The following is a 17,598-nucleotide window of genomic DNA, read 5'->3' as shown; positions in this document are numbered from 1 at the left end:
CAGGTCAACGCGACATCGCCTCTTCGAGCACCTTGAAAATTCTCTCGTCTGCCGACTGCGCAACGTTGAAGCGCAGGAAACGGCTGGCTGTCTGGGACAGGCTGAACGCGTTGCCGGGCGCCAGCACGATATTGTCCGCCAAAGCGTGGCGGGCTATTTCAGCTGCATCCACGCCGTCCGGCAGGCTGCACCACAAAAACATGCCGGCCGGCTGGTCGATCCAAGGCGTGATGCCGATCGCCTTCAGCCGTGTGCTTGTCTCAGCCATGGCGCGTGAAAGCCGCGTACGCAGCAAATCGACGTGCTTGCGATAGAGGCCGTCCTTCAGCAGTGTCAGCACCAGTTCGGAGGCAAGCCTGCCGCTGCCGAAGGACGTAGCGATCTTGAGGCCGGTCAGCCTGTCCATCCAGTCGCGCGGCGCAGCGATGAATCCGCAGCGCACCGACGCCGAAAGCGTCTTGGAGAAGCTGCCGATATGAACGACGCGACCAAGACCGTCGAACGCCGCCAGCCTGGGTGCGGGCGTGTGTTCGAAATCGGCAAAGATATCGTCTTCGATGACCGTCAGGTCCGATTGATCGGCGAGCTTGAGTAATCGATGGGCGACGACCGGCGACAGAATTGCACCCGTTGGATTGTGAAGCGCGGAATTGGTGATGTAGAGGCGCGGCCTGTGCTCGATCAGCGCCTGCGCAAACAGCTCGATATCCGGCCCCGATGGCGTATAGGGAACGCCGACCACCTTGGCCCGGTGGGCGCGCAACAGCGCATGGAAGTTGAAATAGCAGGGATCGTCCACCAGCACCGTATCGCCGGGCTCGAGCAGAAACCGGCACAGGAGGTCGATGGCCTGGGTGCCGGATTCCGTCAGCATGATCTGGTCGGTAGATGCCTCGATGCCATGCTCCGCCATGCGCCGTGCGAGCAGATGACGCAGCGGCGGCAGCCCGAGCGGGGTGCCGTAATCGGTCAGCGTGACGTCATCGCCGCGTGCCATAGTCCGCAGTGCCCGGCGCAATCCAGCCTCCGGCATCCACGAGGCAGGCAACCAGCCGCAGCCGGGTTTGAGCACATCGTCGCCGGCTTCCAGCGACTGGCGCGAAACCCAGAGCGGATCGACAGCCCGATCAAGCCTGGGGCCGATCTCGGCGAGCGACAAGGGAGCCAGCGGTCCGGCGGCATAAAAACCCGAACCCGGACGCGAGCGGATGGTGCCCTCCGCCGCAAGACGCTCATAGGCTTCGACCACGGTGGATTTGGAAACCTGCATAGTTTTCGCGAAAGCCCGGATCGACGGCAATCGTGTACCCGGTGTCAGGCTGCGCGCAGCGATCCTGTGCCTGATCGTCGCCATGACGCTTTCGACAAGCGTCCCGCTGCCCTGACTTGCTGTTGCCTGTTCGTCCATCCGTACTGCTCAATCTGCCATTACAGTTTCGCCAAACTGTACCTCATTGTCTCTGGTGGCGCCATACATCCGGCCCGATAGAGGGCGAGAACATCAGGGAGCATGCGATGGACAAGGCGGCGGGTGGCTGGATCAACGGATTCGTAGGGGTGCTGATTTTCAGCGGATCGCTTCCGGCAACGCGTGTTGCGGTGATGGATTTCGATCCGACCTTCCTAACCGTCGCCCGTGCTGCCACGGCGGGCATACTCGGCCTCGCGCTTCTGCTCATTTTCCGCCAGAAGCGTCCGGAGCGGCAGGATTTGTTGTCGCTGGCCATCGTGGCGCTCGGCGTCGTGGTCGGCTTTCCCTTGCTGACGGCGTTGGCGCTCAAGCACGTCACCTCGGCCCATTCCATCATCTTCGTCGGCCTGTTGCCGCTGGCGACCGCGATCTTCGGCGTCATCCGCGGGGGCGATCGCCCCAAACCGGCTTTTTGGCTGTTTTCGTGCCTTGGGAGCGCCCTTGTTGCCGGATTTGCGGCGACGCAAGGCGTTTCGGCTTCGCCGGTTGGTGACATGCTGATGCTGGGCGCAATCATCCTGTGCGGACTGGGTTATGCGGAAGGAGCCACGCTGTCGCGCAAACTTGGCGGCTGGCAGGTGATCTCATGGGCGCTGGTGTTGTCGCTGCCGGTCATGCTGGCTCTGACGCTCATCACCATGCCGCCGTCGCTCGAAAGCGTCGGCAAGGCCGCCTGGATCGGACTGGCCTATGTCTCGCTGTTCAGCATGCTGATCGGTTTTGTGTTCTGGTATCGCGGACTGGCGCAAGGCGGCATCGCTGCGGTCGGGCAGTTGCAGCTTCTCCAGCCGTTCTTCGGCCTCGGGCTGGCGGCAATGCTGCTGCACGAGCAGGTCAGTCCCGCCATGATCGCCGTTACTGCCGCCGTCGTGCTTTGCGTGGTCGGCGCGAAGAGATATGCGAGATAAGCTCCGGCCCTTCTTCCTTCTCCCACAACAAGGGGAGAAGGAAGAGCCGCACGGCTAGAACTTCGTCACCACGCCGATGCCGATGCCTTCGAAGCCGCCCATCGCCATCAAGGCCGCGGGCGCTTCGTCGAGGCTGATCCGCTTGCCGACAAGCAGTTCAGGCTTCAGCTTGCCGGTGCGGATCATCTCCATCATCGCCTGGTAGCGGTAGGCCTGCATGCCGTGGCTGCCGCGGATTTCGAGCTCGAAGGCGATCACCTTGTCCATCGGGATCTGCGGTCTGGCGTGTTCGCCGAGCATCAGGCCGACCTGCACATGGCGGCCGCGCCGGCGCAGGTTCGCGATCGAGTTGAACGAGGTACTGGAGTGGCCGAGCGCGTCCATCGACATATGCGCGCCGCCATTGGTGATCTGCTTTACCGCCTTGACCACATTCGGCGTCTTTGAGGCGTTGATCGTCGCCACCGCGCCGATCTTGCTGGCGAAGTCCAGCTTCTCGTCGGTCAGGTCGATGGCAATGACGTTGGCGCCCATGGCGCTGGCGATCATGATCGCCGACAGGCCGACGCCGCCGCAGCCATGCACGGCCACCCATTCGCCTGGGGTCACCCGGCCCTGATCGACGATGGCGCGGAACGAGGTGACGAAACGGCAGCCGAGGCTGGCGGCGGTGGCGAATTCCATCTCGTCCGGCAGGCGGACCAGATTGGTGTCGGCATGGTCGATGGCGACATATTCGGCGAATGAGCCCCAGGCAGTGAAGCCAGGCTGGGACTGGTGCTCGCAGACCTGATGGTTGCCCGAACTGCATTCGAAGCAGTGGCCGCAGCCGACTGCGAACGGCACGGTGACGCGCTCGCCGGCCTTCCAGCGGGTCACCTGGCTGCCGGCCGCCACGACGACGCCGGCAAGCTCGTGGCCGGGCACGTGCGGCAGGCTGATGCCGTCGTCATGGCCCATCCAGCCATGCCAGTCGCTGCGGCAGAGCCCGGTCGCCTCGACCTTGATGACGACGCCGTCCAGTGCCGGCTCCGGATCGGGAACGGTCTGGATCGTCGGCGTTTCGCCGAATTTTTCGAAGATGACGGCTTTCATCGGTAGTTCCTCATGCTTCAATCCAACTTGCTCTATTCGGCATCGATCTGGTTCCCCGGAGCCGCCCTTTGGAAGGCCGGCAGCGCCATGCAGGCGGCGTGGATCCGCGTGATCGTCGGGTAGGGCGTCAGGTCGACGCCGAAACGCGCGTTGCTGGTGACCTGCGCGACCAGGCAGATGTCGGCCAGCCCCGGCGTGTCGCGATGGCAAAACGTCCCGGTTTCGGGTGAGGAAGACAGAATCTTTTCAAGTGGCTGGAAGCCTTCGTTCACCCAGTGCCGGAACCAGTTGACGACGTCCTCGTCGCCGGCGCCAAACAGCGTGCGCAGCGAGGTCAGCACGCGCAGATTGTTCACCGGATGGATGTCGCAGGCGATCATCTGCGCCAGCATCCTGACGCGGGCCCGGCCAAGCGCCTCCTGCGGCAAAAGCGGCGGTTCGGGCCTTGTCTCGTCGAGAAATTCGATGATTGCCAGCGATTGCGTCAGCAGCGTGCCGTCGCCCAGGATCAGCGCCGGCACCAGCCTTTGCGGATTGACCGAGAGATAGGCGGGCTCCAGATGCTCGCCGTGGCGCAGATGATGCGGCACATATTGGTAGGTCAAGCCCTTCATCTCCAGCGCGATCCGCACCCGGTAAGAGGTGGAGGAGCGGTAGTAATTATGAAGGACGAGGTCGCTCATTCCTGCACATTCGGCCGATTTGGCCGACCGGGCAAGGCATGGTGGTCCGAAAATTGCCATCTCAGAGACCGTTTGGAAATTCTACTCTGGCGGCCATCTGATGGCGTTTTCTGCGCTTCCGGTGCTCACGGACCAGATGTCCGCTGCGCTCCGGTTCTCGAAACCACCATCATATGACTCGCCAGAGCGAATTTCGAAACAGTCTCTCCGCCTTTCGGCTAGGAATGGCGATGTACTATTTGTCAATAATCTGGCCATGGTCACTAGGCTATTCTATCCTGCCTGAAGTGAAACGAATGCCATGACCGCAGTCAACGATCGCGCCCGGTTTCTGATCATCGACGACCACCCGCTGTTTCGCGAGGCGCTGCATAGCGCCGTGCAAATGGCCTATCCGGACGTCGACACTGTCGAGGCGCGTTCGATCACAGAGGCATTTGAGCTTCTGGCTGACGCGAAACCATTCGATCTCGCGCTGCTCGACCTCAGCATGCCTGATGTGCATGGCTTCGACGGGCTGCTGCAACTTCGGACCCGCTATCCGCGCCTGCCGGTGGTCATCGTTTCGGGGCATGAGGAGCCCAAGATCATTTCCGAGGCGCTGTCCTATGGCGCGGCCGGTTTCATCCCGAAATCGGCGCGCAAGAGCGATCTGGCCGCCGCCATCCGCTCGGTGATGGAAGGCGCGATCTACGTGCCCGAAACCTATGAAGGCCAGCCGCCGGACGCCGACAGCACCGACCGCGCCGAGATGGTGCAGCGCCTCGCCAAACTGACGCCGCAGCAATTGCGAGTGCTGCAGATGCTGCGCCAGGGCTTGCTCAACAAGCAGATCGCCTACGAGCTACAGGTCGGCGAGACCACCGTCAAGGCGCATGTCTCCGAGATCCTGCGCAAGCTCAACGTCTACAGCCGCACGCAAGCCGTCATCGAGGTTTCGAAGCTCGACAGTGCCGAGCTGTTTCGCGGCCAGGCGGGGTTTTGAGAGCAGATAGCCCTCGGTCACTCATGACACCACCTCGGTGTGCATCAGAGTTATTCTCCTTCATGCCTCAATTGATTTGGGAATCCAATTTGATGCCAGGGCTCAAGTAGATGGCACCGTAGGGATTATATTTGAAGTCGTCTTCGTCATACTCGTCGACTGGTAGCAACATCGCACCGTGGCGGGCTAAAACCATCTCGACGCCCTCAGTGAATATCTCCTCGGCAATGCTGTCAATTATAGAGCTGAGCACCAGTTCATCATCCGAGAGGCTCCTTGGCACGAAAACCTCGGGCAGCCCGATAAGATGGAAGCCGACGCTGCAGAGGAACTCTCCATCACTTACCGGCCGCTTGCTGAAGGCAAGGCGGCAGAGGCGAGCCAAAGCTACGCTTTCCATATGGTGTTCGGCATCTCGACCAAGCTGCTTCCACCGGGCGGCACCGTGCGCAACGCCAGCACTCTCTCCCTTCGCGGCGGTAGCGCCATTATCCAATGCATGGACGATTAGGCGAAGAGCACTCGCGGACGTCTCAACGGCATTTTCTGTGTCCATATGGGGACCAAGCACATAAATCACGCAGCCATGTTCAAGTACCGCCTCTTGGTCCTCTTCAGTCCGTGCACCCTCATGCACACGATCCCAAGACACACCAAAGGACACTGACATGCGATCATCCGGCGCGTCCTGCGAAAACTTTGTGTCAATCTCAAATCCGGGGGCGAAGTCGTCGATTGCCGACTGAATCAAGCGACAAAGCTCAAAAAATCTTCCTTGCGGCCCCAAGAGGCAGAGCACATGGCGCGGCTGAGACTCTGAAAACCTCATACATGTGAACTTTCGTATTACGGTGACAGTACGCCATTTTTCCTGGCGCTCGCGATCTTCTACCGTGTCTTTGGGGGATCAAGCCAGCAAATGCGCCAGCAGGGCGCGCAGTTGTGCAGGTTTCAGCGGCTTGCGCATCAGCTCGATGCCGGCGGCGCGGGCGGCTTTGGCGACGGTCTCCGAACCGTCGGCGGTGACGATCAGCGCCGGCACGGCGCGGCTGAGATAATCGCGGACCTCGGCAATCGTCGTGGTGCCGAGATCGCCGCCATCGAGATGCTGATCGGCAATGACGATGTCCGGCACCCAGTCCGTATCGCCAAGCATCTCGAGTGCAGCATCGGTCGAGGTGGCGGGGCGCACCAGGCATTGCCAGCGCTCGAGCAGGGATGTCATCGCCTGCAGCACCTCGACGTCGTTCTCGACCAGCAGCACCTTTGTGCCGAACAGCCCATAGCCGCGCGGCCGCTCCATCTCGGCGGTGCTGGCAATTGCATCGGCTGTGGCGCCGATCCCGACCGGAACGTCGATATGGAAGATCGTGCCGTGACCGACCTTTGACGAAAACGTCACGGGATGGCCGAGTGCGGCGGCGATACGGCGTACGATGGCCAGGCCTAATCCCAGCCCGCCGCCGGCAAGCCCGGCATCGGTCGGGATTGTGCCGCGGTGGAACTCCTCGAACACCGCCTCGCGCTGGTCGTCGGGGATGCCGCAGCCGGTGTCGGCGACATCGATGCGGATCGTATCGCCGCGATGCCTGGTGCCGACCAGCACGCCGCCGGAGCGGGTATAGCGCAGCGCGTTGGAAAGAATGTTCTGCAGGATGCGGCGCAGCAAGGTGCGGTCCGAGCGCACGACGGCGTTGACATGCCGGAATTTCAGCGTCAGGCCCTTCATCTTCGCGATCGGCTGGAAGTCCGAGCGCAGCGACGAAAACAGCGTCTCCAGGCTGACGTCGCCGATATCGGGCTGCACGACGCCGGCGTCGAGCTTGGAGATGTCGAGCAGGGTGCGGAGCAGATCCTCCATCGTCTCCAGCGACCGCTCCACCTGCCGGACCAGTTTCTTGCCTTCGTCGCTGGTCTGCACCTCGGCCAGCGCCGAGACGGAGAGATGCGCGGCGTTTAGCGGCTGCAGCACGTCATGGCTGGCGGCTGCCAGGAACCTGGTCTTGGACAGGTTCGCCAGTTCGGCGTTTTCCTTGGCCGCGCTCAGATCGATGTTCGACTGTTCGAGCCGGCGCAAGGTCGAATGCAGTTCCTCGGTGCGCGTGCGCACTCGATTTTCGAGCGAAATCGCGGTCTGGAACAGCGAGAACGCGTTGCCCTGCTGTTCCATCGACCGCTCGACACGGCTGACAAGGGCTGCGTTGATCTTCTTCAGCTTCTCCAGGTCGTTGATGTCCCTGAGCGGCATAAACCCTCCTACTCCGCCGCCTGCCGCTCTCCGAAGGCGATGCCGGTGAAAGTCTGGTTCAGATGCATCGACCGGTATTGTTCGCCATAGGTGCCGAAGCCGATGACGTTGTTTACCTTGTAGAGTTCCGAAATCTCACGAAAGACCTGCCGGTTGCGCGCGTCGAGCCTGCGCAGCACACAGTCGAAACCGAGGATCATGTCGATGCTGCCAAGCCTTTCCTCGACATCCCTAAGGGCGGCACGTGTCGATTCTACCATGTTCTTGGGCTGGGCGATGGAAAGGACGACGCCATCGTCGATGGCGCAGAAGAACGACAGCGAACCGTCCGCGTGCATCTTCTGAATCGAGCGGCAATAAAATTCGCCGCCCACTTTCACCACCACCGGGTGCGAGGCGAAACTCAGTGGCGTCAGCATCTGCGGGATGACGCCGACCGAGGCGGCATATTCCTCGGCGGCATTGGTGGCATTGAATTCGCGCACGGTGCGGTGGTCCGGATCGGATGCCGTCACCACCAGCTTCTCGTCGGTGGGGACGAAATTGTCGGTCTTGAACACGTGGAAAGGAATTTCAGTGGTGATCAGCACGATAATGGCGCTGTCGGAGGCAACCTTGCCGTTCGAGATCAGCCGCGTCGTCTCGAATTTCAGATCGTCGCCCGCCGAACCGCCGATCAGCGGAATATCGTCGAGGCCCCAGTGAATGGCGGAGGTCACCGCTTCCTCGGCATAGGACAGTCCGTCGATGAAGCAGAGTGCGAAGGTGGTGTTGGTCCGTTCGTAGCCGACACGGCTCTGCAGCGAGCGCCGCAGCGACCCGACTTCATCGGTGATCCTGTCCATGCTCGACGAAGCGAGACTGTCGACCATGGTGCTTGCGACCGAAAACGATGCCGACGGAAGCAGCAGGGCGAGAACCTGGCCTTCCTCCAGACCGCGCGGCGTGATTTCGCCGGCGGTGGAGCAGCCGGCATAGGCTAATCCCGGCGCGTTGACCTTCAGCGCGTCCGACAGGGCCGCCGCATCGACCAGGCTCTGGGAGAAAAAGAGCAGGGCGAAGCCGGCATCGATGGCTGCGGCTTCGGCCGCGATTGCCTGGGTGAACGCATTGGCGTCGGGCTCATCCGTGGTGAGCGCCGACAGGCCGCATGCATAGCGCGTCCGTGAACTGGCCAGCGGCTTCCTCCTAACTTTCCTCCGACGCTCTTTTTGTGCGCGTCTAGCGCGCCGGCGTCGAAGTCATTGTTGTCTTCAAGTGCCGCTTTGGCAATGAGCCAACATGACGGATTTGAAGTTTCTGCTATTTCTGGCGGCATCAGCACCCAGAAACGTCAAATCCAAAACCACACTGGCCAGAACTACACAGGCCAGAACTACACTGAAGGGAGCGTGATCCATGGAAGCCCAGGTCAGGAAGCTGTTTGAAAGGTACGAGCAGCTTTTCCGGAAATCCCTCGCCGGCGATGCCGACATGGATGAGGTCGTATCGGTCTATGCCTCCGCCTTCATTGCGGCGTCGCCTGCCGGCGTCATGATCGGGAAGAACGACGACCAGCTCAAGCAGGTTATGGAACAAGGCTATGCTCACTATAGAGCGATCGGCACGAAGGAGATGCGGATACGGGACGTTCGCATTTCGCCGATAGACGAGCATCATTGCGTTGCCCATGTCGCCTGGACGTCGGTCTATGCCCGCAAAGCCCGGCCGGACGTCACGATAGATTTCGACGTCCACTACCTCGTGCAGCAGCTGGACGGCGAGCCTAAAGTATTCGGGTGGATATCAGGCGACGAGCGGGAGGTTCTCAGAAAGCACGGCATCGGCTGAAATTGGCGTGGCCAAAACCAGCCGCCCATGGCTCGGAAGCGGCAGCGCACAGCGATCGAAGTTTTCGCTTGGTTGCGCCGTTTGCCTGCCTTTGCGTGACCGAAAGTACAATATGCGGATTCTGGGACGAACTGCATTCTCGCAATCTCGGCATTCCGCGGCACTTTTTCCCTTGCTTTATGCGGTATAAGAATAGCGGACAGATGGAGGGCTCGGGCACCACCGACGCCAGAACGACCAAGGTAGCACCCAGGGAGGTTTCATGTCGGAAATATCGTTGACGGTGAACGGAAAGCGGGTCAGCGGCGCTGCCGAAGACCGTACGCTTCTGGTTCATTTCTTGAGGGAAAATCTCGGCCTCACCGGCACGCATGTCGGCTGCGACACCTCGCAATGCGGCGCCTGTGTGGTCCATGTCGACGGCAAGGCGGTCAAATCCTGCACGATGCTTGCGGTGCAGGCCTCCGGGTCGACCGTGATGACGATCGAAGGCTTGGCTGATGGCGCCGACCTGCATCCGATGCAGGCAGCGTTCAGGGAGCATCATGGGCTGCAATGCGGTTTCTGCACGCCGGGCATGATCATGGCGGCGACCGACATGGTCAACCGTCACCCCGAAGGCCTAGACGAGGCCACCGTGCGGGCCGAGCTCGAAGGCAATATCTGCCGCTGCACCGGCTACCACAACATCGTGAAAGCGATCCTCGCCGCATCGGAGACGATGTCCAAGGGCGGGGCCAGGCAAGCGGCGTAGGGAAGAGGCGAATAGGGAGTGGCGAATAGCGAATAGGGTAGAAACCCGGCTCGCGTTTGCGGGTTTGCAATCCCTCTCTTTCCTATTCGCTAGTCACTATTCGCTATTCGCTTCAAAAATTCGGGAGGAATTTCTGCGATGGGCATTGAAGGTGTTGGCGCTCGCGTGGCGCGCAAGGAAGACAAGCGGTTCATTACCGGCGCTGGGCGCTATGTCGACGACATGGTGGTTCCCGGCATGAAGCATGCGGCATTCGTGCGCAGCCCGCATGCGCATGCGCAGATCAAGACCATCGACGTTAGCAAGGCGCAGGCCATGCCGGGCGTCATCGGCGTGCTGACTGGCAAGGAACTCAAGGCAGACGGCATCGGCAATCTCATCTGCGGCTGGATGATCCATTCCAAGGACGGTTCGCCGATGAAGATGGGGGCGTGGTCGCCGCTGGCCTTCGACAGGGTCCGCTATGTCGGCGACGCGGTGGTCGTCGTGATTGCCGAAACCAAGGGCCAGGCGCGCGACGCGGCCGAAGCGGTCGACATCGCCTACGAGGAGCTGAAGGCAGTCGTCGATGCTCCGAAGGCGCTCGAAAGGAGTGCGCCACAGATCCATCCGGAAGCCGACGGCAATCTGATTTTCGACTGGGAGCTCGGCGACAGCACGGCGACCAACGCGGCTATCAAGGCCGCTGCCCACATCACCCGCATGAAGATCGTCAACAACCGGCTGGTGCCCAACGCCATGGAGCCGCGCGCGGCTCTTGGCTATTACGACAAGGCCGAGGACCATTATACCTGCTGGACGACCTCGCAGAACCCGCATCTCGCGCGTCTGGTGATGAGCGCCTTCTACAATGTCGCGCCCGAAAACAAGCTACGCGTCATCGCGCCGGATGTCGGCGGCGGCTTCGGCTCGAAGATCTACATCTATCCGGAAGAAATCATCTGTCTGTGGGCCTCGAAGAAGACCGGCGTGCCGATCAAATGGGTCGCCGACCGCACCGAGAGCTTTCTCACCGATGCCCATGGCCGCGACCATGTCTCGACGGTGGAGATGGCCTTCGACAAAAACAACAGGATCACCGGGCTGAAGGTCGACACCATCGCCAATCTCGGCGCCTACATGTCGCTATTTTCATCGTGCGTGCCGACCTATCTCTACGCGACGCTGTTGTCGGGCCAGTACGATATTCCAGCGATCCACGCCAATGTGCGCGCCGTCTATACCAACACCGCACCGGTCGACGCCTATCGCGGGGCAGGGCGGCCGGAGGCCACTTATCTGCTCGAGCGCACGATCGAGACCGCCGCACGCGAATTGGGCGTATCGCCGGCGGAGCTTCGCCGAAAGAACTTCATCACATCGTTCCCGCACCAGACGCCGGTCATCATGAACTATGACGCCGGCGATTACGCCGCTTCGCTCGACGCGGCGATGGCGGCTGCCGATTATGCCGGTTTTCCCCAGCGCAAGGCCGACGCCGCCAAGAGAGGCAAGCTGCGCGGCATCGGCTTGAGCAATTACATCGAGGCCTGCGGCCTGGCGCCGTCGGCGGCAGTGGGCAGTCTTGGAGCGGGTGTCGGCCTTTGGGAAAGTGCCGAGGTGCGCGTCAATGCCGCCGGCACCATCGAGGTGCTGACCGGCTCGCACAGCCACGGCCAGGGCCATGAGACCACTTTCGCGCAGCTGGTCAACCAGCGCTTCGGCGTGCCGATAGACAGCGTCTCGATCGTCCATGGCGATACCGACAAGGTGCAGATGGGCATGGGCACCTATGGTTCGCGCTCGGGCGCCGTCGGCATGTCGGCCGTCGCCAAGGCGCTCGACAAGGTCGAGGCCAAGGCCAAGAAGATCGCCGCGCATCTGCTCGAAGCCGACGAGGGCGACATCGTCATCGAAGACGGTGCCCTGAAGGTCACCGGCACCGACAAAAGCGTGCCATGGTTCCAGATGGCGCTTGCCGCCTACACCGCGCATAATTTGCCCGGCGGTATGGAGCCGGGGCTGAAGGAGACCTCATTCTACGACCCGTCGAACTTCACTTTCCCGGCCGGTTGCTACGTCTGCGAGGTCGAGATCGATCCGGAGACCGGCGTGACCGAGATCGTCCAGTTCGTCGCCGCCGACGATTTCGGCAACATCATCAACCCGATGATCGTCGAAGGTCAGGTGCATGGCGGCATCGCGCAAGGCATCGGCCAGGCCTTGCTGGAAGGCGCTAACTACGACGCCAGCGGCCAGCTGCTGACGGCCAGCTATATGGATTACAGCATGCCGCGCGCCGACGATCTCCCGTCGTTCGTGGTCTCGACCTCGAACACGCCATGCCCGGGCAATCCGCTCGGCATCAAGGGTTGCGGTGAGGCCGGCGCCATCGGCTCACCGCCGGCGGTGATCAACGCCATCACCGACGCCATCGGTATAACCGACATCGCCATGCCGGCATCGCCGTCCACGGTCTGGGCAGCGATCCGGGCGACGAAACACTGATAAGCAAATAGCGAATAGGGAGTAGCGAATAGGGAAGATAGAGCGGTGCGTCGGGGTGGGCCCTATTCGCTACTTGCTACTCCCTATTCGCTCCTTTCCCCGAAGGGAGAAAGACAATGTACGCAGTCAACTATCACCGCGCCGCCTCGGTCGCCGATGCCGTCAAGCTGCTCGAGAGCGGCGATGCGAAGCTGCTGTCGGGCGGCATGACGCTGATCCCGGCGATGAAGACGCGGCTTGCCGCACCGTCCGACCTCGTCGACCTTTCGCATATCGGGGAATTGAAAGGCATCGAGGTGTCGGGCAGCACGATCACCATTCGCGCCGGCACCACGCATTACGAAGTCGCCCGCGACGAGAAACTGAAGAGCGCCTGTCCGGCTTTGGCCCACATGGCTTCTCTGATCGGCGATCCGGCGGTGCGCTATAGAGGCACGATCGGCGGCTCGATCGCCAACAACGACCCGGCGGCCGATTATCCGGCGGCACTTCTTGCACTCGACGCCAAAATCATCACCAACAAGCGCGAGATCGCCGCTGCCACATTCTTCAAGGGCCTGTTCGAGACGGCGCTGGAGGACGGCGAGATCGTCACCGCGGTGACCTTCACTGCGCCATCCAAGGCGGCCTATGAAAAATTCCGCAATCCGGCATCTCGCTACGCGATCGTCGGTGTGTTCGTGGCCAAGGGAGCGGACGGGGTCTGTGTCGCCGTCACCGGGGCCGGCGACGACGGCGTGTTCCGTTCCAAGGAAATCGAGGCGGCGCTTGCCTCGAACTTCGACGCCGCTGCTCTCAGCGGTGTGAAAGTGCCCGCGAATAATCTGATGAGCGACATCCACGCCTCGGCCGATTATCGCGCCAATCTGATCGTGGTAATGGCCAAGCGCGCCGTGGCTGCCGCCAACGCCTGAAGAGACCGATTGCCGGGTCTTGGGATTGCCAGCTATTGGAAGGGGCCTTCGCGGCCCCTTTTTCGTTGCCCTCGGACCTGACGGCAGGACATGCCGGAGTGTTGCCATCTCGCACTTGCACAACGCTGCATTGCACTGCAATATGCCTGGAGGAAATGCGAGCCGGGGCTCGGAGCGCACAGTCATAGCCTGCAGCCCTTTCGCATCGTTCAATGCGAAGGGACCGGCATGACGGATATCTCCGCGACGCAGCTTGTCGTGTCTCGGCCCGCCGCCGACACATCGTCGAGAACAAGGCTGGCCTATCTCGACGGATGGCGCGGCCTGTCGATCGCACTGGTGCTGATCGGCCATTTCTTTCCCGTTCCCGGAATCAACCTCGGCGTCATGGGCGTCGAGTTCTTCTTCGTGCTCAGCGGCCGGCTGATGGCCGAGATACTCTTTGTCGAACACTATCCGCTCAAGGCGTTCTTCAAGCGCCGGTTCTCTCGCATCTATCCGGCGCTGCTGGTTTTCGTCATCGCTTCGATGGTTGCCTTGGCCGGTACATTTCTCGCCTTCAAGTGGAAGGCGGCGCTGACGGCGCTGACCTTCACCTACAATTATGCCGGGATTCTCGTCACCCGCGCCGGCGCGCTCGACCATATCTGGTCGCTGTGCGTCGAAGAACACGCCTATGTCATCCTGGCGCTGATCAGCTTTGTCGTTTCGGGACGTGCCCGCGTCGTCATGCTGCTCAGCGCGCTGTCGGTGCTGGCTATGGCGAACGGCGCGATTTCGTACTGGGTCTTCGGAATGGACTACGAAACCACCTATTGGCGGACCGACGTGCACATCGCCTCGATCCTGCTGTCGGCGGTCATATGCCTGCTCAAGGCCGACGACGGGCTGCCGGCCTTGTTCAAAGGGCCGCATGTCGCCTTTGCGGCGTCCGTCGGCGCGGTCCTTCTGTTCATGGATACGGTGCCGACGCCAATCCACTATCTGATTGCGGTGCCGCTGTTGGCGCTCGCCGTCAATTCGCTCGATTTCAGCACTCGGTACCTGACCGGATTCCTGTCCTCCTGGCCGATGGCGACGCTGGGGCTGTGGTCGTATTCGCTCTATCTGTGGCAGCAGCCATTCTACAAATTCGTCTATGCGCAGGGCAGCGCGCCGCTGCTGATGCTGGCCGGCGCGTTCGCTTGCGCCTTGTGCAGCTATTACATCGTTGAAAAGCCGGCCCGCACCTGGCTGAACCGCAACTGGTAGGCTGGCGCCGTCGTCTTACCCGGTGATCTGCCTGGTATAGTAGCGCACTGCTTTCTTGCCGCCGTGGATCACCGCGTCGCCGACCTCGATGAAGCCGAGCGCTGCGTGAAAGGCATCCGAGGCCGGATTGGGCGGATCGGCATTCACCTCGCAAGTGACGATGGTCTGGCCGGCATGCAATGCATGGTCGAACAGATCCTCATAGAGCCTGCGGGCATGGCCACGGCCACGCGCGTGACCTGCCACAACGACGCGGTCGACATAGACGAAGCGCGGATAGCGCTCGCGGAACCAGAGGAAGTTAGGGCTGTCGTAGCTTGCGTCCTGGTCGAACGTCATGATGAAGGCTTCGAGCGCACCGATGCGGCGCGCATAAAACGCTTCGCCGAGCAGGAAGGACAAGCGTTCCGGCTCAAGCCACGACAACTCGGCCGCGTGCTCGTTGTTGAGGGCGAGGACGGCCGGCTCATCCTGCGGTGAGACCCGGTCGATCTGCGAGGGTGTGTCGATGATCATGTTCTCGCTGCCGCAATCGTCGCCGCCACCAGCGCTTCGTCGGTCACCGTGTTGCGGTACTCGCGGTCGAGGTCGGCGCCGCCCATGCCCACATGCGGGTTGCGGTAGCGCATGGCGCTCGGCACGTCCTTAAGCGCGGCGAAATGCATTTCGCTCAGCCCGGCTCTTTCCCGCACTTCAGCGATATTCCCAGAATCGAGCCCGCCGCAGCCGAGAATGATGATGCGCTTCCCGGCCTGCCGGACGAGGTCCGCCAGCAGGGTCACGCCTTCCAATGCGGTGTCGCGCTGGCCGCTGGTCAGCACGCGGCCGATCTTGCTGCGGATCAGCGCTTCCAAAGCCTCGGCCGGATCGCGCGCCATGTCGAAGGCGCGGTGGCAGGTGACGTTCAAGGGTCCTGCCGCCTGCACCAATTCGCTCATGCGCTTTTCGTCGATAGTGCCGTCGGCGTTCAGGCAGCCGACGACGACGCCGGCCACGCCAAGCTCGCGCAGCGCGCTGACATCGGCGAGCATCGAGCTGTATTCAGCCTCGCTGTAGAGAAAATCGCCGCCGCGCGGCCGCACGATGACGTGGAACGGGATCGTCGCAAGTTCGAGGGCGGCGCGCACGGTGCCGAAGCTTGGCGTGATGCCACCTTCGATCAGGCTGGCGCAGAGCTCGACCCGGTCGGCGCCGGCGGCCTGGGCGGCGAGCAGGCCGTCTATGCCTTCGACGCAGATTTCGATCAGCGGCAGGCGAGGGCGGTCGATGTGGGTCACAGGGCATCCATTGGGCAATTCGGCTGATCCTGCCCTAGCATTGGGTCTACTGCCGCGAAAGCTGGAATTGCCGGCTCAGCCGCTACTTGGCCGCGGCCGCGCATCAGATCCGCAAATTGTGAGCGTTCGCGCGCACGAAGTCGATGAAGGCCCGCAGCTTCGGCGGGACGAGGCGGCGACTGGGATAATAGAGGTGGAGCGGTTCGTAGGTGGGACAGAAAGGCTCCAGCACTTTGACCAGGGCGCCTGAGGCGAGAAGCGGCGCAGCCAGGCCTTCGACGGCGAAGGCAAGGCCAAGCCCTTGCGCGGCGGCTGTGATGCAGAGCGGAAGCGTGTTCACGATCAGACGTGCGTCGGGCGTGAACTCGACCTGGCGTCCATCGACGACGAACTCCCAGGGCGAGATTGCGCGGGTGCGGGTGAAGGCAAAGGCGATGCAGTGGTGGGCGGCGAGGTCGGTGGGCCGCGTGGGCGTGCCGTTGCGCGCCAGATAATCCGGGCTGCCCAGCACGACCGTCTGCAGCGGCCCACCCAGACGCGCACCGATCATATCCTTCTCGAGAAGCTCGCCGATCCGCAGGCCGGCATCGAAACCCTGAGCGGCGATATCGACGAAATTGTCGTCGAAGATCAGGCTAAGCCGCACGTCCGGGTAGGCGTCCATGAACGGTCCCATCAGCGGCTCGATCAGCAGCGGCGCGGCGATCCACGGTAGACTCAGGCGCAGCGTGCCGGCGGGGCGATCGCGGGTCTCGCGCAGCGCCGCGCCTGCCGCCCAGATCTCTTCGGCCGCCGGGCGCACGTGGTCGAGGTAGTGGGCACCGGCTTCGGTCAAGCCGACGCTGCGGGTCGTGCGGTTGAGGAGCCGTATCCCCAGACGCTCCTCGAGCCCCTTGACGGCCTCGCTCAACGAGGCCGGAGCGACGCCGAGTTCGGCGGCGGCGCGGGTGAAGCTCTTGACCTGCGCGACCTTCACGAAGGCGACGATGCCGCTGAACTGGTCGAGGCGCATTGTGAGGATATTCCAAATAGCCTTGTCGAACTATACGGGTTTTTCCGGTGAACAAAAAGCGTCATGGTGGTTCGACCAGTGGGCTTCGCTGTTGCGACAGCTCGAACAGGTAAGGAGACAAGGACCGATGACCAGGCTCGCTTCGCTCGCCGCCGGCGTTTTCCTGGCGGTGTCCGCCGTCCCCGCCAATAGCGGTCCGCAGGAAGACCGCAACATCCAGCTGATCAAGGACTATTACGCGGCTTATGCGACCGGGAACCCGGAGGCCGTGCGGCCCTTCCTCGCGCCCGACATCGTCTGGCGCATTCCCGGCCATCATCCGCTCGCCGGCGACAAGCGGGGGCCGGAGGAGGTGGTCGCCTTTTTCCGCGGCCTGGCCGACGGCAAGTTCAAGGCCGAGCCGATCTTCTTCCAGGCGCAGGGCGATCTCGTCGTCGACATCCACCGCGGCTGGTCGAACGTCGGCTCAGGTCCCGAGATCGATCAGCTCTACGCCCTGATGTTTCGCATCAGGGACGGTAAGATCACTGAAGCACAGAATTTTTTGACCGACATGCACCAGTCGGACGCCTTCTACTGGGCGCACTACCCGCTGAAGCCACTGCCCGGCCGACTGGCGGATGACCGCTGAGACGGCTGCCTTCCGTCGCGCCGCGCTTCTCGCTCCAAGCCAAAGGAGACTT

17 protein-coding genes are annotated in these 17,598 nt (G+C 62.2%); 8 read left to right on the top strand and 9 right to left on the bottom strand.

From position 1 onward, the window contains the following. Nucleotides 1-4: 4 nt before the first annotated feature. A complete protein-coding gene (locus AC0L26_RS15525) occupies nucleotides 5-1,408 on the bottom strand; it encodes an aminotransferase-like domain-containing protein (protein ID WP_473633330.1) in 1,404 nt (467 codons plus the stop codon). A gap of 107 nt (nucleotides 1,409-1,515) precedes the next feature. Between AC0L26_RS15525 and AC0L26_RS15520 the strand changes: the two genes are divergently transcribed. After that, entirely contained in the window at nucleotides 1,516-2,379 is an 864-nt protein-coding gene (locus AC0L26_RS15520; RefSeq protein ID WP_473633329.1) for a DMT family transporter, read from the top strand. Nucleotides 2,380-2,433: 54 nt separating this feature from the next. Here the strand turns inward: AC0L26_RS15520 and AC0L26_RS15515 are convergent, their stop codons facing one another. Together AC0L26_RS15515 and maiA are read right to left on the bottom strand one after the other, a co-directional pair. Continuing rightward, nucleotides 2,434-3,474, bottom strand: a complete 1,041-nt coding sequence (locus tag AC0L26_RS15515; protein ID WP_473633328.1) for a zinc-dependent alcohol dehydrogenase family protein — start codon at nucleotides 3,472-3,474, stop codon at nucleotides 2,434-2,436. 32 nt (nucleotides 3,475-3,506) lie between these two features. Continuing rightward, a complete protein-coding gene (gene maiA / locus AC0L26_RS15510; RefSeq protein WP_473633327.1) occupies nucleotides 3,507-4,157 on the bottom strand; it encodes a maleylacetoacetate isomerase in 651 nt (216 codons plus the stop codon). 301 nt (nucleotides 4,158-4,458) lie between these two features. Here maiA and AC0L26_RS15505 point away from each other — a divergent pair, with 301 nt between their 5' ends. Beyond that, on the top strand, nucleotides 4,459-5,142 hold the full coding sequence (locus AC0L26_RS15505; protein WP_023803603.1) for a response regulator: 684 nt from the start codon (nucleotides 4,459-4,461) through the stop codon (nucleotides 5,140-5,142). A 67-nt stretch (nucleotides 5,143-5,209) separates the two neighbouring features. Here the strand turns inward: AC0L26_RS15505 and AC0L26_RS15500 are convergent, their stop codons facing one another. The 3 genes from AC0L26_RS15500 to AC0L26_RS15490 all read right to left on the bottom strand — a co-directional run bounded on the left by AC0L26_RS15500 (nucleotide 5,210) and on the right by AC0L26_RS15490 (nucleotide 8,394). Then, the gene (locus tag AC0L26_RS15500; RefSeq protein WP_473633326.1) at nucleotides 5,210-5,971 is read right to left on the bottom strand and encodes a hypothetical protein; all 762 of its coding nucleotides are present in this window, start codon (nucleotides 5,969-5,971) and stop codon (nucleotides 5,210-5,212) included. Between the two features lie 78 nt (nucleotides 5,972-6,049). Beyond that, a complete protein-coding gene (locus AC0L26_RS15495) occupies nucleotides 6,050-7,390 on the bottom strand; it encodes an ATP-binding response regulator (protein WP_473633325.1) in 1,341 nt (446 codons plus the stop codon). Between the two features lie 8 nt (nucleotides 7,391-7,398). Further along, entirely contained in the window at nucleotides 7,399-8,394 is a 996-nt protein-coding gene (locus AC0L26_RS15490) for an FIST N-terminal domain-containing protein (RefSeq protein WP_473633545.1), read from the bottom strand. A gap of 394 nt (nucleotides 8,395-8,788) precedes the next feature. Here AC0L26_RS15490 and AC0L26_RS15485 point away from each other — a divergent pair, with 394 nt between their 5' ends. The 5 genes from AC0L26_RS15485 to AC0L26_RS15465 all read left to right on the top strand — a co-directional run bounded on the left by AC0L26_RS15485 (nucleotide 8,789) and on the right by AC0L26_RS15465 (nucleotide 14,626). Continuing rightward, nucleotides 8,789-9,220: a DUF6841 family protein gene (locus AC0L26_RS15485; protein ID WP_473633324.1), complete on the top strand. Its 432-nt coding sequence runs from the start codon at nucleotides 8,789-8,791 to the stop codon at nucleotides 9,218-9,220. A 262-nt stretch (nucleotides 9,221-9,482) separates the two neighbouring features. After that, entirely contained in the window at nucleotides 9,483-9,974 is a 492-nt protein-coding gene (locus tag AC0L26_RS15480; protein WP_473633323.1) for a (2Fe-2S)-binding protein, read from the top strand. 138 nt (nucleotides 9,975-10,112) lie between these two features. Further along, complete coding sequence (locus AC0L26_RS15475; protein WP_473633322.1) at nucleotides 10,113-12,461, top strand: xanthine dehydrogenase family protein molybdopterin-binding subunit; 2,349 nt, start codon at nucleotides 10,113-10,115, stop codon at nucleotides 12,459-12,461. 116 nt (nucleotides 12,462-12,577) lie between these two features. Further along, nucleotides 12,578-13,375: an FAD binding domain-containing protein gene (locus AC0L26_RS15470; RefSeq protein WP_473633321.1), complete on the top strand. Its 798-nt coding sequence runs from the start codon at nucleotides 12,578-12,580 to the stop codon at nucleotides 13,373-13,375. Nucleotides 13,376-13,603: 228 nt separating this feature from the next. Continuing rightward, nucleotides 13,604-14,626: an acyltransferase family protein gene (locus AC0L26_RS15465; RefSeq protein WP_473633320.1), complete on the top strand. Its 1,023-nt coding sequence runs from the start codon at nucleotides 13,604-13,606 to the stop codon at nucleotides 14,624-14,626. 15 nt (nucleotides 14,627-14,641) lie between these two features. Here the strand turns inward: AC0L26_RS15465 and AC0L26_RS15460 are convergent, their stop codons facing one another. The 3 genes from AC0L26_RS15460 to AC0L26_RS15450 form a co-directional block, all read right to left on the bottom strand. Continuing rightward, nucleotides 14,642-15,142: a GNAT family N-acetyltransferase gene (locus AC0L26_RS15460; RefSeq protein ID WP_473633319.1), complete on the bottom strand. Its 501-nt coding sequence runs from the start codon at nucleotides 15,140-15,142 to the stop codon at nucleotides 14,642-14,644. Next, nucleotides 15,139-15,903: a copper homeostasis protein CutC gene (locus AC0L26_RS15455; RefSeq protein WP_473633318.1), complete on the bottom strand. Its 765-nt coding sequence runs from the start codon at nucleotides 15,901-15,903 to the stop codon at nucleotides 15,139-15,141. Before AC0L26_RS15455 ends, AC0L26_RS15460 begins: the two co-directional genes overlap by 4 nt. 103 nt (nucleotides 15,904-16,006) lie before the next feature. Then, a complete protein-coding gene (locus AC0L26_RS15450; RefSeq protein ID WP_473633317.1) occupies nucleotides 16,007-16,915 on the bottom strand; it encodes a LysR family transcriptional regulator in 909 nt (302 codons plus the stop codon). Nucleotides 16,916-17,042: 127 nt separating this feature from the next. On the opposite strand from AC0L26_RS15450, the gene AC0L26_RS15445 reads away from it, so the two are divergent. Next, nucleotides 17,043-17,546: a nuclear transport factor 2 family protein gene (locus tag AC0L26_RS15445; protein WP_473633316.1), complete on the top strand. Its 504-nt coding sequence runs from the start codon at nucleotides 17,043-17,045 to the stop codon at nucleotides 17,544-17,546. The last annotated feature ends 52 nt before the right edge of the window (nucleotides 17,547-17,598 follow it).

This window comes from Mesorhizobium sp. WSM4823, from assembly GCF_055811195.1.
This window is presented reverse-complemented; position numbering and strand designations above follow the sequence as displayed.